Origin of the sequence: Pseudoduganella sp. OTU4001 (assembly GCF_038440195.1) — a bacterium.
In the GTDB taxonomy this organism is placed as follows: Bacteria; Pseudomonadota; Gammaproteobacteria; order Burkholderiales; family Burkholderiaceae_D; genus Rugamonas.
In genome coordinates, this window is sequence record NZ_JASATG010000006.1 from 19570 (window position 1) to 39641 (window position 20072).

General features: G+C 62.7%; 18 protein-coding genes. 6 read left to right on the top strand and 12 right to left on the bottom strand.

Annotated elements, in window-relative coordinates; genetic code table 11:
• Window positions 1-17: 17 nt before the first annotated feature.
• The 3 genes from AAHE99_RS07490 to AAHE99_RS07500 form a co-directional block, all read right to left on the bottom strand.
• Complete coding sequence (locus AAHE99_RS07490; RefSeq protein ID WP_342116081.1) at window positions 18-1319, bottom strand: NCS2 family permease; 1302 nt, start codon at window positions 1317-1319, stop codon at window positions 18-20.
• 107 nt (window positions 1320-1426) lie between these two features.
• Complete coding sequence (locus tag AAHE99_RS07495; protein WP_342116083.1) at window positions 1427-3226, bottom strand: allantoate amidohydrolase; 1800 nt, start codon at window positions 3224-3226, stop codon at window positions 1427-1429.
• Between the two features lie 113 nt (window positions 3227-3339).
• Window positions 3340-4275 (bottom strand): LysR family transcriptional regulator, encoded by a 936-nt coding sequence (locus AAHE99_RS07500; RefSeq protein ID WP_342116085.1) that lies wholly within the window; start codon window positions 4273-4275, stop codon window positions 3340-3342.
• A 172-nt stretch (window positions 4276-4447) separates the two neighbouring features.
• Here AAHE99_RS07500 and AAHE99_RS07505 point away from each other — a divergent pair, with 172 nt between their 5' ends.
• The 3 genes from AAHE99_RS07505 to AAHE99_RS07515 all read left to right on the top strand — a co-directional run bounded on the left by AAHE99_RS07505 (window position 4448) and on the right by AAHE99_RS07515 (window position 8147).
• Window positions 4448-5698, top strand: a complete 1251-nt coding sequence (locus tag AAHE99_RS07505) for a urate hydroxylase PuuD (protein ID WP_342116087.1) — start codon at window positions 4448-4450, stop codon at window positions 5696-5698.
• Window positions 5699-5707: 9 nt separating this feature from the next.
• The gene (locus AAHE99_RS07510; protein ID WP_342116089.1) at window positions 5708-7330 is read left to right on the top strand and encodes an HAL/PAL/TAL family ammonia-lyase; all 1623 of its coding nucleotides are present in this window, start codon (window positions 5708-5710) and stop codon (window positions 7328-7330) included.
• Between the two features lie 88 nt (window positions 7331-7418).
• Complete coding sequence (locus tag AAHE99_RS07515) at window positions 7419-8147, top strand: substrate-binding periplasmic protein (RefSeq protein WP_342116092.1); 729 nt, start codon at window positions 7419-7421, stop codon at window positions 8145-8147.
• Here the strand turns inward: AAHE99_RS07515 and AAHE99_RS07520 are convergent.
• The 4 genes from AAHE99_RS07520 to AAHE99_RS07535 all read right to left on the bottom strand — a co-directional run bounded on the left by AAHE99_RS07520 (window position 8144) and on the right by AAHE99_RS07535 (window position 12346).
• Window positions 8144-8608 carry a YaiI/YqxD family protein gene (locus AAHE99_RS07520; protein WP_342116093.1) on the bottom strand — a complete coding sequence of 155 codons (465 nt, stop codon included), beginning with the start codon at window positions 8606-8608 and terminating at the stop codon, window positions 8144-8146. The genes AAHE99_RS07515 and AAHE99_RS07520 overlap by 4 nt on opposite strands.
• Window positions 8609-8653: 45 nt before the next feature.
• Window positions 8654-10015, bottom strand: a complete 1362-nt coding sequence (locus AAHE99_RS07525; RefSeq protein ID WP_342116095.1) for an 8-oxoguanine deaminase — start codon at window positions 10013-10015, stop codon at window positions 8654-8656.
• Window positions 10016-10088: 73 nt separating this feature from the next.
• Window positions 10089-11441: a uracil-xanthine permease family protein gene (locus AAHE99_RS07530; protein ID WP_342116097.1), complete on the bottom strand. Its 1353-nt coding sequence runs from the start codon at window positions 11439-11441 to the stop codon at window positions 10089-10091.
• A gap of 83 nt (window positions 11442-11524) precedes the next feature.
• Window positions 11525-12346, bottom strand: coding sequence for an outer envelope protein (locus tag AAHE99_RS07535; protein WP_446728903.1), 822 nt, complete (start codon window positions 12344-12346; stop codon window positions 11525-11527).
• Window positions 12347-12473: 127 nt separating this feature from the next.
• On the opposite strand from AAHE99_RS07535, the gene uraH reads away from it, so the two are divergent.
• On the top strand, window positions 12474-12827 hold the full coding sequence (uraH, locus tag AAHE99_RS07540; RefSeq protein WP_342116099.1) for a hydroxyisourate hydrolase: 354 nt from the start codon (window positions 12474-12476) through the stop codon (window positions 12825-12827).
• 3 nt (window positions 12828-12830) lie between these two features.
• Entirely contained in the window at window positions 12831-14135 is a 1305-nt protein-coding gene (gene guaD / locus AAHE99_RS07545) for a guanine deaminase (protein WP_342116100.1), read from the top strand.
• 32 nt (window positions 14136-14167) lie between these two features.
• Here guaD and modA read toward each other — a convergent pair whose 3' ends face one another.
• Complete coding sequence (gene modA / locus AAHE99_RS07550) at window positions 14168-14920, bottom strand: molybdate ABC transporter substrate-binding protein (protein WP_342116102.1); 753 nt, start codon at window positions 14918-14920, stop codon at window positions 14168-14170.
• A gap of 329 nt (window positions 14921-15249) precedes the next feature.
• Here modA and AAHE99_RS07555 point away from each other — a divergent pair, with 329 nt between their 5' ends.
• A complete protein-coding gene (locus AAHE99_RS07555; RefSeq protein WP_342116105.1) occupies window positions 15250-15594 on the top strand; it encodes a hypothetical protein in 345 nt (114 codons plus the stop codon).
• Window positions 15595-15682: 88 nt separating this feature from the next.
• Here AAHE99_RS07555 and pyk read toward each other — a convergent pair whose 3' ends face one another.
• From pyk to hyi, 4 genes are read right to left on the bottom strand one after another with little or no spacing between them, the layout of a single operon-like run.
• Window positions 15683-17104 carry a pyruvate kinase gene (gene pyk / locus AAHE99_RS07560; protein WP_342116108.1) on the bottom strand — a complete coding sequence of 474 codons (1422 nt, stop codon included), beginning with the start codon at window positions 17102-17104 and terminating at the stop codon, window positions 15683-15685.
• A gap of 15 nt (window positions 17105-17119) precedes the next feature.
• Window positions 17120-18388, bottom strand: coding sequence for a glycerate kinase type-2 family protein (locus tag AAHE99_RS07565; protein WP_342116110.1), 1269 nt, complete (start codon window positions 18386-18388; stop codon window positions 17120-17122).
• Window positions 18389-18393: 5 nt separating this feature from the next.
• Window positions 18394-19281: a 2-hydroxy-3-oxopropionate reductase gene (glxR, locus tag AAHE99_RS07570; RefSeq protein WP_342116112.1), complete on the bottom strand. Its 888-nt coding sequence runs from the start codon at window positions 19279-19281 to the stop codon at window positions 18394-18396.
• Window positions 19282-19297: 16 nt separating this feature from the next.
• Window positions 19298-20071: a hydroxypyruvate isomerase gene (hyi, locus tag AAHE99_RS07575; RefSeq protein ID WP_342116115.1), complete on the bottom strand. Its 774-nt coding sequence runs from the start codon at window positions 20069-20071 to the stop codon at window positions 19298-19300.
• Window position 20072: the final 1 nt, after the last annotated feature.

Below are 20072 nucleotides of genomic sequence, written 5' to 3' on the forward strand. Positions count from 1 at the left end.
CTTTACTACTCCTTACTTCAACCTGGGATGTAGATCAATTTGAACAGGAACACGCCAGCGACACACCAGATCATGGCGCTGACTTCTTTGTATTTCCCGGTCAGGAGTTTCAGACCGGCGTAGCTGATGAAGCCCAGCGCCAGGCCGTTTGCGATCGAGTAGGTGAACGGCATGACCAGCGCGGTGACCACGGCAGGCACGCTTTCGGTGGTCTCGGCCCAGTTCACCTCGGCCAGTTCGCGCAGCATCAGGCAGGCCACGAAGAACAGGGCAGGGGCGGTGGCGTAAGCCGGTACCACGCCGGCCAGCGGCGCGATGAACAGGGCTGCCAGGAACAGGCAGGCCACGGTGACTGCGGTCAGGCCGGTACGGCCGCCAGCTTGCACGCCAGCCGCGCTTTCGATGAAGGCGGTGGTGCTGGAGGTGCCCATCACGGAACCAGCGATGATGGCGCCGGAATCGGCCAGCAGGGCCTTGTTCATATTCTTTGGCAGCTTGCCGTCCTTCATCAGGCCGGCGCGCTGGGCCACGCCCATCAGGGTGCCGGTGGCGTCGAACAGTTCGACCAGGAAGAACACCATCACCACGGTGAACAGGCCGTGCGACACGGCGCCGACGATGTCCAGTTCCAGCGCGGTTGGCGAAATCGAAGGTGGGGCGGAGACGATGCCGTGGAACTCATTGCCGCCGAAGAAGAAGCTCAGCACGGTCACGGTCATGATGCCGATCAGCAGGGCGCCGGTAACGCGCAGGCGGTCCAGTGCGACGATGACCAGGAAGCCGACAATCGCCAGGATTGGCGCTGGCTTGTGCAGGTCGCCCATGGTGACGAAAGTGGCTGGGCTGGATACCACGATGCCCGAGTTCTTCAGCGAGATCAGCGCCAGGAACAGGCCGACGCCAGCCGGGATGGCGATGCGCAGCGAGGCCGGAATCGCGTTCATGATCTGCTCGCGGATGCGCAGCAGGCTGACGATCATGAAGCAGCAGCCCGAGATGAACACCGCGCCCAGTGCGGCTTGCCAGGGGAAGCCCATGCCTTGCACCACGCCGTAGGCGAAGTAGGCATTCAGGCCCATGCCCGGCGCCAGGCCGATAGGGAAGTTGGCATACAGGCCCATGATCAGGGTGCCGACGGCGGCTGCCACGCAGGTGGCCACGAATACCGAGTCTTTCGGCATGCCTGCGTCGCCCAGGATGGATGGATTGACGAAGATGATGTACGCCATCGTCAGGAAGGTGGTAATGCCTGCCAAGACTTCGGTGCGCACGTTGGTGCCGTGCTCACTGAGCTTGAAGTAGTTTTCAAGGAATTGCATTTTGGTTGTCTCCGTTTAGTTTTTTTCGCCCGAAATTCCGCATCTCCGTGCAGACAAATATGGCGTCTCGCGCTGCTTAAGTATCAATATCGTCTATGGCCTCCCTTTCAGCTTATATGCTGCTGCATATCTGCTATCTCGCTTCCGCTATAGTCGGCGCGAAACTGGCGCAGGAAGGAGAGCAGGATGCGCGCCGACAGATCGGCATCGTCATCGGTCATGGTTTCCAGCGGGTTGTGGCTGATGCCGCCGTTGCCGCAACGGGTGAACAGCATCGCCACGTCGGTGATGCGCGACATCAGCATGGCGTCGTGGCCGGCGCCTGAGGCCAGTTCGAAAGGCGGGATGCCGTGGCGTTCGACGGCTGCCGCCAGCTGCTCCATCAGCCACGGCGCGCAAGGGGCGCAATCGGCGGCGACGGTCTGTTCGACTTCGGCCGTGATGTGGCGTGCCTGGCACACTTTTTCGATGTGGGCCATGATGTCGGCCACCGCGGCATCGCGCGCGGCGTTGTTGGCGGCGCGGATATCCAGCGACAGGGTGCAGGCGCCGGGAATTACATTGGTGGAGCCGTTCGGCACCTGCAACTGGCCGACGGTGCCGACCAGCGAAGAATCCTGGTCCTGCGAGCAGCGCTGTTCGACGTAGAGGATGATCTCCGCGGCGGCGGCGGCGGCGTCCTTACGCATCGGCATCGGCGTGGTGCCGGCATGGCTGGCGACGCCTTTCAGGTTCACCAGATAGCGCTTGCTGCCGGCGATGGAGGTCACCACGCCGACCGGCAGGCCGTGATCCAGCAGCACCGGGCCCTGTTCGATGTGCACTTCCACAAAGCCGAGCAAGTCGGCGGGGTCGCGCGCGATGGCCGCGATGCTGTTCACGTCCTGGCCTGCTTCGGTCAGCACTTCGCGCAGCGATACGCCGTCGCGGTCGCGCAGCTCCAGCAGGTTGGGATTGAACTGGCCGATCACGGCGCTGCTGCCGAGGAAGGTGCTCTTGAAGCGCACGCCTTCCTCTTCGGCGAAGCCAATCACCTCAAAGTGGAAGGGCAGGGTTTCGCCATTCTCGTGCAGGTGCTTGACCACGGCGATGGCGGTCAGGATGCCCTGGCGGCCGTCGTACTTGCCGCCGTTGCGCACCGTGTCGTAGTGCGAGCCGGTGAGCAGGGTTTTCGCCTGCGGATCGGTGGACAGGTAGCGGCCCACCACGTTGCCCACTGCGTCGATATGGGCGTGCATGCCGGCCTCGCGCATCCACTGCGCCAGCTGCACGGCGGTCTTGCGGTGGGTCGGGGTCATGTAGGTGCAGGTCAGGCCCTGTTCATCCTCGCTCCAGGCGCCGATCTGCTCGGCCCAGTCCATGATGTCGCGGCCCATATGCGGCACGTATTGCAGCACCGCGTTCAGGCGCATTTCGGCGATACGGTGGATCTGGCGCAGCGCCTCGCGGTGCTCGTCTTCCACCTGGTTGCGCAGACGGCGGCGGAAAGCAGCGATGATGGCCTGGCGCGACAGGCCTTTGCCGTCGCCGCCTTTCACCGCCAGGATGAAGGGGAAACCGAATTTGTTGTTGTAGGAAGCGTTCAGCTCCTGCAGCGCCGCGAATTCCTCCGGCGTGCACAGGTTCAGGCCTGCCTTTGATTGCTCGCCGGTGGATTCAGGCGTCAGCTCGCCCGCCACGGCAGCCTTGCCGGCCAGCTCCGGGTGGGCGCGGATCAGGCCCAGTTGCTCGTCGTAAGTGGCGCGCGTGACCACCTTCTGCAGCCCCAGTTTCAGCTCGTCGATGGTGCGGAAAGGGCGCTGCGCGGCGGCGCGTTGTGGAATCCAGGGCGAATGCTCGTACAGGCCGTGCAGGATCTCGGCGAAGGTGTCGGCGTCGCAGTTGTTCAGTTGCTTAAGGCTCGTCATCGTGCATCGGGCCGCCACTAAGGGCGGCCCGCTCCGTGTTGGGTGTTCTGGGGAATGGCGAATTGATATTAGATGCCTGGCGCCCGTGAGATATAACGCCATGCTGATATGTGCTATTTCAACATCAGCCGCGCGGCAGCGCTGACCTGGGCGCGCAGCCATTTGTGCTCAGTGGCATGGTGGGCGCGTTCGTGCCACAGCTGGTAGAAACTGAGGGGAGGGAAGTCCAGCGGCACCTTGTAGGACTTCAAACCGAGCAGGTTTTCGTAGAAGCTGGCGAATTGCTTGCCTGACGTCAACACCAAGTCGGTCTGCTGGACGATGTAGGGCAGCATGCGGAAGTGTGCCGATTCCACAACAATATTGCGCTCCATATTCTTCTCGGCGAGGAAAGAATCGATATTGCCGTGGTAGCCGGGCAGGATTTGCGCCGGGCCGACATGCGGCAGCATCAGGTATTCCTCGGGCGTCATGCCGTCTTTCGCCGTGCGGCGCGCATAGGCGCTGTTGGCGCGCATCAGGCACACGATGGGGTCGTCGAACAGTTTGGAGATGTGCAGGTGCTGGGGCGGTTCGTCCCAATTCCCGACCACCAGATCCAATTCGCCATCCGACAGCAGGCGCACGTAATCGACGTCCGGCACCAGGGAATGGATCACCAGCCGGCTCTTGGGCGATTCGCGGCGCAGGCGGGCAATCACCTCGGTGAAGAACTGGGTATTCATATAGTCCGGCGCGGCGAGATGGAAGGTGCGCGCCTGTTCAGCCGGGACGAAGGCGGTTTTCGGACTGAACAGGGCTTCCGCCTCGTCCAGGATGCGCTTGGCGGTCTTCAGCAGGCTCTCGCCGTGTTGCGTCGGCACCATACCGCGCCCGCCGCGCACCAGCAGCGGATCGCCCGTCAGCTCGCGCAACTTGCGCAAGGAACCCGAGATCGAGGGCTGCGGCTGGTTGAGTTTAAGGGCCACGCGTGACACGTTTTTCTCCACCAGCAGCAGGTAGAGGATGCGAATCAGGTGGATATCGAGGTGTTCTGGCAGTCTGGACATCATCGTCTCCGAATACGGCTTATCTGAATTTATGGATGACAGGTTCGCACCTTCCGGGCTGCGAAACTATATGTTTTCAGCTATGCGAGTTATATAAATTTCGAAAGATCTCCCGCGCCAGCAACCGATATCGTTTCACCACGTTTCGTTCAACCTTAAATGGATAAAAAACATGGAGACTTTATTCGGACCTTATGGGGTGGAGTGGCTCAACCTGCTGGTACGCTGGCTGCACCTGATAACCGGCATCGCCTGGATCGGCGCTTCCTTCTACTTTGTCTGGCTGGACAACTCGATCCGTCCACCGAAGCCGGGCAGCCCGCTGGCCAAGAAAGGCGTGATGGGCGAGCTGTGGGCCGTGCACGGTGGCGGCTTCTATAACCCGCAAAAATACCTGGTCGCCCCGGCCGAACTGCCGGAAGACCTGCACTGGTTCAAATGGGAGGCGTATGCCACCTGGATCAGCGGCTTTGCCATGCTGTTCATCGTCTACTACTTCAATGCCTCGGCGATGATGATCGACAAGAGCGTGGCCGACCTGACCTCGGCGCAAGCCATTGGCGTTGGCCTGGGTACGCTGCTGGGCGGCTGGCTGGTGTACGACACCCTGTGCAAGACCAGGCTGGCCGAAAAGCCTGCGGTGCTGGGCGTGGTGATGTTTGTGCTGATCGTGGCGGCGGCTTATGTGCTGACCCATACGCTGAGCGGCCGCGCTGCTTACATCCACGTGGGCGCCATGATCGGCACCATGATGGTGGGTAATGTGCTGTTCGTGATTATCCCCGGCCAGCGCAAGCTGGTGGAAGCGATGGAGCGCGGCGAATCGCCGGACCCGATCTACGGCAAGCGCGCCAAGGTGCGTTCGGTGCACAACAACTACTTCACGCTGCCTGTCCTGCTGATCATGATCAGCAACCACTATGCGATGACCTATAGCCACGCTTACAGCTGGCTGGTGCTGGCGGCGATCATGGCTGCCGGTGTGCTGATCCGCCACTTCTTCAACCTGCGCCATGCGGGCAAGGTGTCGCCGGCGTATCCGATTGCTGGTGTGGCGTTGTTGGCGGCCGTCGCTGTGGCCATTGCTCCAGCGCCGCGTAAAGCCGTGGCTGCACCGGCGGTGGCCGCCGCGACTGCGGACGCCGACGGCCACGGCGCGCCCGGCGCCAGCCTCGCGACGGTGCAGCAAGTCGTCACACAGCGCTGCGCATCTTGCCACTCCGCCGCCCCGACGCAAGCGGGTTTCGCATCAGCCCCGGGCGGCGTGATGCTCGATACCCCCGAGCAGGTGAAACAGCACGCCGCCAAGATCTACCAGCGCGCGGTGCAGAACAAGGACATGCCCCTGGCAAACATGACCCATATGACTGACGACGAGCGCCAGATGATCGGCGCATGGTTCGAAGCCAGCGCGAATTTATAAGGAACTGAAATGAGCAAAGTAACTATCGACGGCTTCAACCTGACTGCCGAAGACGTATTGGCCGTCGCCCGCGACAACGCCAAGGTCGAACTGTCCGCCACCTCGCGCGCCGCGCTGAAAGAGAGCCGCGACTACATCGAATCCACCTGGATGCATGATGAAGCGCCGATGATGTACAGCTTCAACACCGGCGTCGGCCTGCTGAAGGACACCCGCATCAAGGTCGAACACATCGAGCTGTTCCAGACGCAGCTGATCAAAGCCCACAGCGGCGGCATCGGCGAACCGTTCTCGGAAGAGGTGAGCCGCGCCACCATGCTGCTGCGCGCCAACGCCTTCGCCAGCAACTACTCCGCGCCGCGCGTGGAAGTGGTGGACCGCCTGCTGGCCTTCATCAACGCCGGCATCCACCCGATCATGCCGCAGAAGGGTTCCGTCGGCGCATCGGGCGACCTGGCGCCGCTGGCCTACCTTGCCGCCGCCGTAGCAGGCTTCGACGAAGCGGAAGTGATGTACAAGGGCCAGCGCATGCCGGCCGCCGAAGCGATCACCAAAGCCGAAATCGGCCCGGTCAAGTTCGACCTGAAGGCGAAAGACGCCTCCGCCCTGATCAACGGCTGCACCGCCTCGCTGGCCGTGGCCGTGCTGGCCGCCAAGGATGCACGCGACCTGTTGACCGACGCCTGCCTGTCGCTCGGCCTGACGCTGGAGGCAATGCGCGCCGAGATGTCCGCTTTCGACCCACGCATCCAGCAAGCGCGCCCGCACCCAGGCCAGATCAAGACGGCCGCCGTGGTGCGCAAGCTGCTGAAAGGCTCCACCCGCACCACGCACGAAGCACGCGCCGTGCAATTCCCCGACGAGCTGCGCCGCACCGACATCCCATACACCCCGCGCATCCAGGACGTGTACTCGCTGCGCTGCACCCCGCAGGTGTACGGCCCGGTGTTCGATGCGCTGGATTACATCGACAACATCGTCAAGAACGAGATCAACTCCGCCACCGACAACCCGCTGATCTTCGGCAAGGACGGCGGCGGTTTCGAGATCATCTCCGGTGGAAACTTCCACGGCCAGTACCTGGCGCAGGCGATGGACCTGCTGGCGATGGCGATCACCGACCTGGGCAGCATCTGCGAACGCCGCGTCGCCCGCCTGATCGACCCGACCTTGTCGTGGGGCCTGCCGCGCAACCTGATGTCCGGCCTGCGCGGCGTGAACACCGGCTACCCGGTGGTGCAATGCTCGCTCAGTTCCCTGGTGATGGAAAACCGCACCCTGTCGATGCCCGGCAGCGTCGACTCGATCCCATCGAAAGGCAATAGCGAAGACCACATCTCCAACTCCACCTGGTGCGCCCGCAAGGCCCACACCGTGGTGCAGAACACCCAGTACATCGTGGGCGTGGAGATGCTGCTGGCCGCACAAGCGCTGACCATGACCGAGGCGCTGCTGCCAGGCTTCCAGCTCGGCGAAGGCACCCAGGCCGCATACGACGAAATCCGCAAGCAGATCCCCGCCTGCCTGGAAGGCGACCGCTGGTTCCACAACGACATCCAGGTCGCCCACAGCTTCGTCACCAGCGGCTCGGTGCGCGAGGCTGTGGTAGCAAAGGTCGGCGACTTCGTATGACTACTCGTTTGATAGTAATGAGTGGGATGGGTGATGATTTATACTGGGCGCGCAAGTACCACTCACCCACCGGGGACATCAGGCCAGCATGTTGCGCGCATTCTTTTCAATTGCATTGGCATGCCTTGGCGTACCTGGTGCGGCTGAAGAGCTCAACATCTACCTGATGGAAGTCCCGCCGCTCACCATGAATGCGCCCGACCGCAAGGGCGTGGTGGGCGATACGGTGCTGGAGGCCATGCGCCGCGCCGGCTACCAGCCTAACCTGATCATCGTGCCCAGCAATCGCGCCCTGTCGGTGGTGGGCAGCCCCGAGGTGCGGGATACGCTGATCATCCCGCTCGCCAGGCTTGCTGAGCGCGAGCAGCGCTTTACCTGGATTTCGCCCATCGTCAAAGTGAACCGGGCTTTCTTCACGCTGGACCGCACCGTCAATTCCTTTGACGATGCCCGCAAAGGGCTGGCCAGTATCGGCGTTTCGCGCGGCACGGCGGGAGTCAATTTGCTGCTGGACGCCGGCATCCCGAGCAGCCAGATATACGAAATCAACCAGGGCGAGAATGGCTTCCGCATGCTGTTGGCACGCCGCATTGACGCCTGGTTTGGACCCATGGCGGAAGGGCGCACCCTGCGCAAGCTGGTGGACGGCGAGGAAAAGATCGCGGTCGGCGCACCCCTGGCGCCGACTTACAACTACCTCGGTTGCTCCAAAGCGTGCAACAACGCGATTGTCGGGCGCCTGTCCGACGCGCTGGCCGCGATGGAGAAAGACGGCACTACCAGGACCATCATGCGGAAATACGGCGCGCTGGATTAAGTTGCGCTGTCCTGCTTTCGAATCCGGGCCAAGGCTCGATCGAGCGCATTGGCGAAGTTCTGGCGATCTGCCTGGCTGAACGCAGCCGGGCCGCCGGTATCGACACCGCTTCCTCGCAGCTCCTCCATAAAGGCGCGCATGGTCAGTTGCTGGGCAATCGTGTCCTTGGTATACCACTCTCCGCGCGGATTGAGCGGCAAACCATTTTTCTCCAGGACCTGGGCGGCGAGGGGAATGTCGCCGGTCACGACGATGTCCCCCGGACTGACGCGCGCAACGATCTCAGCATCGGCCTGATCAGCGCCCGCAGGAACCTGGAGTGCACGGATAAACCGCGAGCCAGGAACCCGGATCAATTGATTTGCGACCAGCGTCACATCCAGCTGCAGGCGTTCGGCAACCCGGAACAGGATGTCTTTAATAACCGCAGGGCAAGCATCGGCGTCGACCCAAATTTGCATAGAAGAGCGAGGGGAAAAGTCCCCATTGTAACCAAAACCGGCTTTTTAGCGCGCGGCCTCGGCAAGCTTGGATGCCAGCTGGTTATGGCGTTCGATGACCAGGGGGAGGTCGATGGTTTGCAGGATGCCGTCCTTTACCACGACCTGGCCATTGATAATGCTGTAGTTCACATTGGCCGGGGTGCAGAACACTAGCGCGGCCACCGGGTCATGCAGGGCGCCGGCGAAGGCGATCTGGTCCAGCTTGAACATGACGATGTCGGCCGACATGCCGGGTTTGAGCGCGCCAATATCGTCGCGGTTCAGCACCTTGGCGCCGCCCAGCGTGGCAAGTTCCAGTGCCTGGCGGGCAGTCATCGCGTCCGGTCCAAAGCCGACGCGCTGCAGCAGCATGGCCTGGCGCGCTTCGCCCAGCATGTGTGCGCCGTCGTTGGAGGCGCTGCCGTCCACCCCCAGGCCGACCGGCACGCCGGCATCGACCATCTTGCGGATCGGGGCGATGCCGGAGGCGAGGCGCATATTCGAGCATGGGCAGTGTGCGACGCCGGTGCCGGTGCGGGCGAACATGTAGACACCGTCGTCGTCCAACTGCACGCAGTGGGCGTGCCAGACGTCGTGGCCAACCCAGCCGCAGTCTTCGGCGTATTCGGCCGGCGTCATATTGAATTTCTCGCGGCTGTAGGCGATGTCGTTGACGTTTTCCGCCAAATGGGTGTGCAGGGATACGCCGTAGCTGCGCGCCAGCGTCGCGGCCTCTTTCATCAGGTCGCGCGAGACGGAGAAGGGCGAGCAGGGCGCCACCACAATGCGCTGCATGGCGTGTCGCTCGGCGTTGTGGTAGGTCTCGATCAGGCGCTGCGTGTCGCGCAAAATGGCCTTTTCGTCCTCCACCACGCGGTCAGGCGGCAGGCCGCCTTTTGACTGGCCAACGCTCATCGAGCCGCGCGCGGCGTGGAAGCGCATGCCGATCTTGGCGGCGGCTTCGATACTGTCATCGAGCTTGCAGTCGTTGGGGTAAATGTAAAGGTGGTCGCTGCTGGTGGTGCAGCCGGACAGGATCAGCTCCGACATCGCGGTCAACGTGGAGACGTGCACCATCTCGGCGTTCAGGTTGGCCCAGATCGGGTACAGGTTGGTCAGCCAGTTGAATAGTTCGCCATCCTGCGCAGCGGGGATCACGCGCGTCAGGCTTTGGTACATGTGGTGGTGGGTGTTGACCAGGCCTGGAATCACCACGTGGCCGGCGGCGTCGATCACTTCATCCGCCGCCGCTGGCAGTTCGGCAGTGGGGCCGACTTGTTCGATCACGTTGCCGCGCACGAAGATGGCGCCGTTGTCGATTTCGCGGCGCTGTTCGTCCATGGTGACTACAACGCGCGCATTCTTGATCAGGAGGGTTTTGGTCATTTTAAACTCCAAATGATTAAACACTGCGGAAACAATGCGCGCGGCACTGCGGAAACAATGTTGGTTTATGAGGTCAGCCGGCTTTTCGGATCAGCATAGGCTGGGGAACGTCCTCTTCTTCTTCGTCATCGTGCACGGCTACCGGGCGGTCCGGTAACACGAGGTTCAGTACGACGGCCATGATAGCCGCAGTCGAGATGCCCGAGCCGAAAATCTCATGCACGAAAGGCGGCAGCTTGGACAGCAGCTCCGGCCGCACCGAAACGGCCAGGCCGCAACCGATTGAGACGGCAATCAGCAGGCCGGTACGCTTGTCATGTTCAACGTTGGATAGCATTTGCACGCCCGCCGCAATGATCATGGCAAACATCATCAGGCCAGCGCCACCCAGCACTGGTTGCGGAATGGTGACGACGACTGCGCCCAGCACGGGGAACAGGCCTGCGGCCGCCAGCATCACGCCAGTCAGCGCCACCACATAGCGGCTTGCGACGCCGGTCAGCGAAATCACGCCGACGTTTTGCGCGAAAGTCGACACTGGCGGCGCACCCAGCACGGAAACAAAGGCGGAGCCCAGGCCGTCGCACAGCACGCCGCGGCACAGCAGCTTGCCCTTCATCTTGGTATTGGTGGCGGAACCGAGCGCCATGAAGGTGCCGGTGGTTTCGACAATCGTCACGACGTAGGCCAACGACATGGCGAGGATGCCGCTGATCGGGAAGGTCATGCCGAACGACATGGGTTGCGGAACGGCGAAGACTGCTGCTTTCTGCACGGTGGAGAAGTCCACCAGCCCCAGACCGAGGCAGGCGCAATATCCGATGATGATGCCAATCACGACGGCGGCAGCGGAAATGATGCCTTTGCCGAACTGCACCAGCACAATCACGGTGGCCAGCACGAACAGGGCGATGCCGAGGTTGATCGGGTCGCCATAGGTGGCGCCCGCGCCTTTGCCGCCAGCGGCCCAGTCGACTGCGACCGGCACCAGCGACAGGCCGATCATGGTCACGACAACCGCCGTCACCTGGTGCGGGAACAGCTTGCGGATCTGTGGCATGAAGAAGCTGCCGAGGATCATGATGGCGGAACCGGCCAGCGAGGAGCCGAGTATCCCCGGCACGCCATGCTCGAAACCGATGCTGATGGCTGCGCCGACGAAGGCGAAGCTGGTGCCCATCACGCAAGGCAGGCGGATGCCGACCGGGCCGACGCCAATGCATTGAATGGCGGTGACGATGCCGGAACCAAGCAAGGCAGCGTTGACAAGGGCGACGATCTGGTCGGCGGGAAGCTTCAGGACTGCGCCGACCACGAGAGGGACGGCGATGATGCCGCCAAGTGCAGCCAACATGTGCTGGGCGGCGAGGAGGGCGGTGGTTATTGGTGGCGGACGGTCGTCCACTTTGTATAGCAGGTTGTTCATGGTGTCTCCGTTTTAGGATTTATGTTCTGAACTACTTGTTCCGGTGCTATCCGGCGGCCGGCCGCGAAGCCGGCACCTGCGATTTAGAAGTGGTATTCCGCGCGGATCATCGGTGTCTTGGCAGTGCTGCCCGGGATGTTATGCGGATTCCCGAATTTGTTGCGCCAGTATTGATATTCCACGCCAACCTTGAAGGTGTTCGGCTTGGCGCCCACGTGCGGGCTGACGTCGTACATGATCTGCGCGTCGATATTCACCTCGGGCGAAGTCCTGCCGCCGAATTCGTCCTTGCCCTTCTCGCCGATCCAGTTGGCATAGCCCTCGAAACTGAAGCCGGAACCGAGCGGGATGCCCCAGGCGGCGTTCAGCATGGCATGCGTGTCGTAGGAATAGCGCTTGGAGATACCGAGCGGCTGGTTGCTTTCCCATAGCGCGAGCAGGCTGACGTTCAGGAAGCCCGGCACGTCGAGCATCAGGGTAGGGCCGGCTACCACCATGCGCTTGCGCGAGTTGTAGCTGTCGTCGTTCTTGGTGTTCCAGTCGAAACCCGCGGTCAGGCCTACACCGCGTACTGGACCAAATTTGAAGTTTTTGCCGCTTACCTTGCCCAGGTCCAGCGTGTGGCGGTACAACAGGTAGGCCTCGTGGGCGTTGTTGTCCGTGCTGTCCGAGCGCAGGAAATCGAGGCTGAAGTAGTTGCCGCCGTACTTGTAGCCGTCGGCATAAGTCCAGCTCAGGATCTGTTTGTTGATGTCTTTCGGATTGAACGGCTCCGCGTATTTGGAACCGACGCGGTAGCCGATGGCGGTGTCGCTCCAGTCGGCGGCACTGGCTTGCTGTGCGCCCATCGTCAGGCCCAGGACAGCGATGGTGCCGGCTGCCGCGACGCGTAATGCTTGCTGCATGATGTCTCCTGTATTTTTTGATATGGAGTCCCGATTATGTCCGTCAAGCTCATGGTTGATATTCATCGGCGTGTATATGTCGCGCGGGCCAGCCCTATAAGATCGCCTTACCACTTAAGGAGACACTATGGGCAAACTGAGTACACACGTCCTGGACATCACCCAGGGCAAACCCGGCGCGGGCGTCAAGGTAAAACTGTTCCGCGTGGACGGCGACGAGAAGACGCTGCTGAAAACCACCGTCACCAACCTGGACGGCCGCTGCGAACAGCCTCTATTGGCTGGCGACGAAGTAAAGCGCGGCAAATATGAGCTGGTGTTCGCGGCCGGCGATTATTTCGCCGGCCAGGGCGTCCAGCTGCCGGAGCCGCGCTTTGTTGATGAAGTGATCATCGCCTTCGGCATCGCCGACCCGGCGGCAAACTATCACGTACCAATCGTGGTTTCGCCATGGGCTTACTCCACGTACCGGGGAAGCTAAGCCATGCAGCTGGAAACGAAAGCATTCCGCGCCAGTATCTTGCATTTCACTGGCGATCCGGCTGTCACCGACAAGGCTTACGCATGGCATGAAGACGGCCTGCTGGTGTTGCAGGATGGCCGTATCCAGGCGGCAGGCGACTATGCGCAGCTGAAGGACACGCTGCCTGCGGGTACCCAGGTGCGCGATTACCGCGGCAAGATCATCATGCCGGGCTTTATCGACACCCACATCCACTACCCGCAGACGGACATGATCGCCTCGCCGGCGCCGGGCCTGCTGCCGTGGCTGGACACCTATACCTTCCCGACCGAACGCCAGTTCAAGGACCCGGTGCACGCGCGCGGCGTGGCGGATTTCTTCGTGAAAGAGCTGCTGCGTTGCGGCACCACCACAGCGATGGTGTACTGCACCGTGCATCCGGAGTCGGTTGACGCCTTCTTCGGCGCGGCGCAGGCGTATAACCTGCGCATGGCGGCGGGCAAGGTGATGATGGACCGGCATTGCCCGGACTTCCTGCAGGACACGGCCGAAAGCGGGGCGCGCGAAAGCGAAGAACTGATCCAGCGCTGGCATAAACAGGGACGTAACATGTATGCGCTGACGCCGCGCTTTGCACCGACCTCCACCGAGGCGCAGCTGCAATTGTGCGGCGAACTGGCGCGCGCCTACCCCGATACTTTCGTGCAGACCCACGTGGCGGAAAATACCGATGAAGTGGCATGGGTGCGGGAGCTGTTCCCGGCCGCGCGCAGCTACCTGGATGTGTATGACCAGCTTGGCCTGTTGCGTCCACGCTCCATGTACGCGCACTGCATCTGGCTGGATAACGAAGACCGCGCGCGCATGGCGGCCACCGGCGCCGCCGTATCGATGTGCGCCACCTCCAACCTGTTCCTCGGCAGCGGCCTGTTCGACTTCGCCGCCGCTGACCGGCAGCATGTGGCGCTGTCACTGGCCACCGACGTTGGCGGCGGCACATCCTTCTCCATGCTGCAAACCATGAACGAGACCTACAAAGTCGCGCGCATGGGCGGCACCTACTTGCCGGCGTTGCGCATGTTCTACCTGGCCACGCTGGGTGGCGCACGCAGCATGCAACTGGAAGGCGTGGTCGGCAATTTCGTCCCCGGCGCCGAAGCCGACTTTATCGTCGTCGACCCGAAAGCGACGCCGCTGCTGGAGCGCCGCAGCACCCGCTGCAACAGCCTGGAAGAGCAACTCTTCGCCCTGGCCCTGCTAGGCGACGATCGCGCGATTTCCGCAACCTACGCCGCCGGCAAGCAAGTCCACCAGCGCGGCGAATAAACCGGTGCGTCGGCCGTTACGGCCGGCGCATCTCACAGCCTGTAGCCCGAAGACAGGATCGTTGCTTTGCCGGCGGATGATTTCAGATACCTGAGTAGAGCCAGGGCAGCCATGTTGCCCCTTCCTTTCGAGAGTAGGACCGCATCCTGGCGAAGAGGGGCATATAGTTCGGGAGGGACTTTCCAGACTGAGCCATCGTTGACCCTACCGCTGGCGATGAGCTGTGACAATCCGACGAAGCCCAGTTCCGATGATCCTGTCGCGATAAGAGCATAAGCGTCGGACACACTCCCGCCAATGACAAATTTGGGCGTCAAGGCTTGGGTCAGTCCAAGTGCCTTCAATGTTTCCGATGCAGCCCGGCCGTATGGCGCCATCCTGGGGTTGGCTATAGCGAGTCGCGCGAAATTCCCGGTCTTGAGCACCTGGCCGTTAGCGTCTACGAAATTGGGTTTGGCGCTCCACAGGACCAGGATGCCGATGGCATAGGTGAAACGGCTGCCTGGCACCGCGAAGCCCTCGGTTTCGAGCCTGGCTGGCGTCTCATCGTCGCCCGCAATCAGGACGTCGAATTGGGCGCCATTCTTGATCTCGTTGTAAAACTGCCCCGTCGCCCCGGCGGTTTGCAATACCTTATGGCCGGTACTTTTCTCGAATTCCGCTGCAATCTTTTTCATGGCCCCGGCGAAGTTGGCCGCCACTGCGACACGTACTTCTTCTGCCAGCGATGTTGAGGGGAGCCCAAATAACGCGGCAAATGCAATACACCAAACAACCGCTCGCATATCCTGACCTATCAGTTATTCCCTCTTCACTGGATGATAAAACCAAACTGTTGGAAAAAACAGGCGGCGGCTGGCGTCAGCAGACATGCTAAACTTGCAACTTTATTGTTGTTGTCAGGTTTATACGCGATTCATCCCAAGCGGCGGCGACATGCCCCGCCTGCCAAACCGCCCTGCAGGGCGCCTTCTGTTCCGGATGCGGCCAGTCAGCGAAGCTCCATCCACCCAGCGCGGGCGAATTTATCCACGAGTTTATCGGCCACTACGTCGCATTAGAGGGGCGACTTTGGCGCCAGGAGCTGAGTACGGCTCCGGTTGCTGCAAGCAGGGTGGTTGCGACCTACACTGCGGATCTGGGCGCATTTACCGGCTCGATGGAGGTCGCTGAAGATGGTAAGAGAAAATTCGGTGTCAGGTTCAATCTGGAGGCGCTGCATCAGGCATTGAGTCCCATCCGGAATGCGGTCTCCTTCGGCCCACAGTCTGCTGAAGACCGGATGACGAAGTTCAAGAACCTGGATGAGAGCGAAAACATGTCCTATGTGTTCGCTATCATGCTGGCGCAGATTCCGCTGCCCGCCGGCGCACTGTTGCGCGCCTTGTTCATTGTCGCCGCATACCTATACGCGACGATCTGCGCGATGCAGTTGGTCCTGGTACTGTCGGAGGCCTGATCTATCATCGTGGCGCGAACCGGGCTGCACTAAAAAAAGACGCCGGTTGGAGGACCGGCGTTAAAAGAGAAAGACGATACGGTGTTACTTATTGCGGCCAAATCTCCGCGAGGCGCAGCAGGTTGGTGCTGCCGGGCTGGCCGAATGGTGTGCCGGCGGCGATGGCGATGTGGTCGCCGGGTTGGACGAATCCTTCGCGCAGGGCGGTGCGGCAGGCTGCGGCCACCATTTCATCGACGCTGTTCACGTCCTTGCTGACGGTGCTGTGCACGCCCCAGGCCAGCGCCAGGCGGCGCGCGGTTTCGGGTTTAGGGGTGATGCTGACGATCGGCGCCATGGGGCGCTCGCGGGCGGTGCGCAGGCTGCTGTGGCCGGAGGTGGTGTAGGCCACCATGGCTTTGGCGCCCATGATGCGCGCGGCGTCACGCATGGCGGCGCTGATGGCGTCGCCCTTGTTCGGCAGCGGCGCCTGGTGCTGGGCTTCGATCATGGCCGGATACAGCGGGTCGCGTTCAACCTCGGAGATGATGCGGTTCATGATCGAGACGGCCTGCACCGGGTACGCGCCGCTGGCCGATTCAGCGGACAGCATGACCGCATCCGCCCCTTCGTAGACGGCGTTGGCGACGTCGGATGCTTCGGCGCGTGTCGGTACCGGGGCGCTGACCATGGATTCCAGCATCTGGGTTGCGACGACGACCGGCTTGCCGTGCTTGCGGCACAGGCGCACGATGCGTTTCTGTACGCCGGGCACGCGCTCGGGCGGCAGCTCGACGCCCAGGTCACCGCGCGCCACCATGATGGCGTCTGACACGCGTACGATTTCTTCCAGCCGGTCCAGGGCGGCGGGCTTTTCCAGCTTGGAGAGCACCCCGGCGCGGCCGGCTACCAGCTCCTTAGCCTGCTCCACGTCTTCGGGCAACTGTACGAAGGAGAGGGCGATCCAGTCGACGCCGAGGCTCAACGCGAATTCAAGGTCGGTCTTGTCCTTGGCGGTCAGGGCGGGGATCGGCAGCACTGCGTCAGGCACGTTCACGCCTTTGCGGTCGGACAGCACGCCGCCATTCACCACGCGGGTGCGGATGGTGCCGGTGTCGCTGGCCAGCACTTCAAGGCGGATGCGGCCATCGTCCAGCAGCAGCGATTGGCCGGCGCTGACGGCGGCGAACAGCTCGGGGTGCGGCAGGCAGACGCGCGCAACGCTGCCAGGCGTAGGCGCCTGGTCCAGCTGGAACTCGTCGCCTTCGCGCAGCGTGACTTTGCCGCCGTCGAACTGGCCGATGCGCAGCTTGGGGCCTTGCAGGTCGGCCAGGATGGCGATCGGGCGGCCCAGCTCGCGTTCGATCGAGCGCACGATGCCGTAGCGGGCCTCGTGGTCGGCGTGGCTGCCGTGGCTGAAGTTGAAGCGGAACACGTCTGCGCCGGCTTCGAACAGCGCCTTGATGGTGGCGTAATCGGAGCTGGCCGGGCCCAGGGTTGCTACGATTTTGGCTTTGCGTTCTCGACGCATGGGGGTCTCTCTTTTTTATTGGATCAGGATGGCGCGGAAGTCGTTGACGTTGGTACGGGTCGGGCCGCTCACCACCAGGTCGTCGAGCGCGCTGAAGAAGCTATAGGCGTCGTTGTTGGCCAGCAGGTGCTTGCCGTTCACGCCCTTCGCGGCGGCACGGGCCAGCGAGTCGGGACCATATACGGCGCCGGCGTTGTCTTCCGAGCCGTCGATGCCGTCGGTGTCGCAGGCGATGGCATGCACATCGGCGGCGCCTTCCATCGCCAGCGCGAAGCTGAGCAGGAATTCGACGTTGCGGCCGCCACGGCCATTGCCGCGCACCGTCACGGTGGTTTCGCCCCCGGACAGGATCACGCAGGGACGGGCGAACGGCTGGCCGCGTGTCAGCACCTGGCGCGCCATCGCGGCGTGCATCAGGCCGATATCGCGTGCTTCGCCTTCGATGCCGTCGGACAGGATGTAAGGCGTGATGCCGAGCGAACGGGCTTTGGCGGCGGCTGCCTCCAGCGCGTGCTGCGCGGTGGCGATCACGTGGTGGGTGTGGCCGTCGAAGCGGACGTCACCGGGCTTGGGCGTCTCGCTGGCGGCCGACTCCAGGTGGGCGCGCACGCTTGGCGGCACGGCAATGTCGTACTTGCGCAGGATGGCCAGCGCTTCGGCGCTGGTGGTGGCATCGGGCAGGGTGGGGCCGCTGGCGATCACGCGCGGGTCGTCGCCCGGCACGTCGGAAATCAGCAGGGTGACCACGCGCGCCTTGCCGCAGGCCAGCGCCAGGCGGCCGCCCTTGATGGCCGACAGATGCTTGCGTACGCAATTCATTTCGCCGATGGCGGCGCCGGACTTCAGCAGGGCCTTGTTCAGCGCCTGCTTCTCAGCCAGGGTGATACCTTCGGCGGGCAGGGCCAGCAAGGCCGAACCGCCGCCGGAAATCAGGCACAGGACCAGGTCATTCTCGGTCAGGCCGGCAACCATCTCCAGCATGCGCGCGGCAGCCTTCTGTCCCGCGTCGTCCGGCACTGGATGTGACGCTTCGACCACTTCTATGTGTTTCGTTTCGGCGCCGTGGCCGTATCGCGTCACTACCAGGCCGGACAGCGGGCCGGTCCAGCTGCGTTCCACAGCTTGTGCCATTGCGGCCGCACCTTTACCCGCGCCGATGACAAGGGTCCTGCCGTCCGCGGGTGGCAGCGGCAGGAAGTCCTGCACCAGGTTGCGCGGGTGCACCGCGCCAACTGCTGCGTCGTAAAGGTCCAGCAGGAGCTGGCGGGGTGCGGTTGCGGTCATGATGCTTAGCCTTGTGCGATCTTGTGGTTGGACATCAGCTCGATAGCCTGGCACAGCGCGGAGTGGTCCAGGCCGGACAAACCGTTGGCGGCGCAGGCGTTCATCAGCTCCTGGGTGGCGGAGGTGTTCGGCAGCGATACGCCGAGCGCCTTGGCGCCTTGCAGGGCCAGGTTCAGGTCCTTCTGGTGCAGGGCGATGCGGAAGCCCGGGTTGAAGGTGCGCTTCACCATGCGTTCGCCGTGCACCTCCAGGATGCGCGAGGAGGCGAAACCGCCCATCAGCGCTTCACGCACCTTGGCCGGATCGGCGCCGGCCTTGGAGGCAAACAGCAGCGCTTCCGCTACGGCCTGGATATTCAGCGCCACGATGATCTGGTTGGCCACCTTGGTGGTCTGGCCGTCGCCGTTGCCGCCCACCAAAGTGATGTTCTTGCCCATCAGCTCAAACAGCGGCTTGACGGTATCGAATGCTTCCTGCGGGCCGCCCACCATGATGGTCAGCGAGGCCGCCTTGGCGCCCACTTCGCCGCCGGAGACCGGGGCGTCCAGGTAGGCGCAGCTCTTCTTGTTGATCTTCTTCGCAAACTCCTTGGTGGCGATCGGCGAAATGGAACTCATGTCAACCACGATCTTGCCGGCGCTCAGGCCGGCGGCGATGCCGTCTTCCGCGAACAGCACTTCCTCCACCTGCGGCGTGTCCGGCACCATCAGGAAGATGATGTCGGCGCGCTTGGCCACTTCCATGGCGGAGGTGCAGACGGTGGCGCCTCCTTCGACCAGGTTGGCCGGCGGGTTCTTCACGTCGTGCAGGTACAGTTTGTGGCCCGCTGCCTGCAGGTGTCCTGCCATTGGGCCGCCCATGATGCCAAGGCCGATGAATCCGAGTTTTTGCATGATGTGTCTCCTCTAGTTATTGCGCGTCGCGCCAGCCCAGGCCTGCTTCGGTGCCGGCTTTTGGTTTGTATTCGCAGCCCACCCAGCCCTCGTAGCCAATCTCGTCGAGGAAGTTGAGCAGGAAGCCGTAATTGATTTCCCCGGTGCCCGGTTCGAAGCGGCCCGGATTGTCGGCCAGCTGGATATGCCTGATCACCGACAGGTTGTTCTTGATGGTGTTCGCCAGCTCGCCTTCCATGCGCTGCATGTGGTAGATGTCGTACTGCAGGAACAGGTTGTCCGAACCCACGGCGTCGATCAGTTCCAGGCCCTGGCGGGTGCCGGACAGGAAGAAGCCGGGGATGTCGAAGGTGTTGATCGGCTCAATCAGCAGCGGGATGCCGGCCAGCTTCAGCGAGGCTGCCGCGAACTGCAGGTTGCGCACCAGTGTGTTGCGCGCCACGCGGGTTTCGACGCCAGCCGGCTGGATGCCGACCAGGCAGTTGATGCGCTGGGTGCCCAGCACCTTGGCGTACTTCAGCGCGGTCTCGACGCCTTGCTCGAATTCGTCCACGCGGTCCGGATAGCAGGCGATCCCGCGCTCACCGCCGGCCCAGTTGCCAGCCGGGAGGTTGTGCAGCACCATTTCCAGCTGGTGCTGCTGTAGTTGCTCCTGCACCTGCTGCGGCTCGAAGTCGTAAGGGAACAGGAATTCCACGCCCTTGAAGCCATTGCGCGCGGCGGCGCCGAAGCGTTCCAGGAAAGGCTGCTCGTTGAACAGCATGGTCAGGTTGGCAGCGTATTTAGGCATT

Coding starts and splice junctions, on each gene's coding strand:
- AAHE99_RS07490 (WP_342116081.1), bottom strand. CDS start 1,319: ATGCAATTCCTTGAAAACTACTTCAAGCTCAGTGAGCACGGCACCAAC.
- AAHE99_RS07495 (WP_342116083.1), bottom strand. CDS start 3,226: ATGACGAGCCTTAAGCAACTGAACAACTGCGACGCCGACACCTTCGCC.
- AAHE99_RS07500 (WP_342116085.1), bottom strand. CDS start 4,275: ATGTCCAGACTGCCAGAACACCTCGATATCCACCTGATTCGCATCCTC.
- AAHE99_RS07505 (WP_342116087.1), top strand. CDS start 4,448: ATGGAGACTTTATTCGGACCTTATGGGGTGGAGTGGCTCAACCTGCTG.
- AAHE99_RS07510 (WP_342116089.1), top strand. CDS start 5,708: ATGAGCAAAGTAACTATCGACGGCTTCAACCTGACTGCCGAAGACGTA.
- AAHE99_RS07515 (WP_342116092.1), top strand. CDS start 7,419: ATGTTGCGCGCATTCTTTTCAATTGCATTGGCATGCCTTGGCGTACCT.
- AAHE99_RS07520 (WP_342116093.1), bottom strand. CDS start 8,608: ATGCAAATTTGGGTCGACGCCGATGCTTGCCCTGCGGTTATTAAAGAC.
- AAHE99_RS07525 (WP_342116095.1), bottom strand. CDS start 10,015: ATGACCAAAACCCTCCTGATCAAGAATGCGCGCGTTGTAGTCACCATG.
- AAHE99_RS07530 (WP_342116097.1), bottom strand. CDS start 11,441: ATGAACAACCTGCTATACAAAGTGGACGACCGTCCGCCACCAATAACC.
- AAHE99_RS07535 (WP_446728903.1), bottom strand. CDS start 12,346: ATGCAGCAAGCATTACGCGTCGCGGCAGCCGGCACCATCGCTGTCCTG.
- uraH (WP_342116099.1), top strand. CDS start 12,474: ATGGGCAAACTGAGTACACACGTCCTGGACATCACCCAGGGCAAACCC.
- guaD (WP_342116100.1), top strand. CDS start 12,831: ATGCAGCTGGAAACGAAAGCATTCCGCGCCAGTATCTTGCATTTCACT.
- modA (WP_342116102.1), bottom strand. CDS start 14,920: ATGCGAGCGGTTGTTTGGTGTATTGCATTTGCCGCGTTATTTGGGCTC.
- pyk (WP_342116108.1), bottom strand. CDS start 17,104: ATGCGTCGAGAACGCAAAGCCAAAATCGTAGCAACCCTGGGCCCGGCC.
- AAHE99_RS07565 (WP_342116110.1), bottom strand. CDS start 18,388: ATGACCGCAACCGCACCCCGCCAGCTCCTGCTGGACCTTTACGACGCA.
- glxR (WP_342116112.1), bottom strand. CDS start 19,281: ATGCAAAAACTCGGATTCATCGGCCTTGGCATCATGGGCGGCCCAATG.
- hyi (WP_342116115.1), bottom strand. CDS start 20,071: ATGCCTAAATACGCTGCCAACCTGACCATGCTGTTCAACGAGCAGCCT.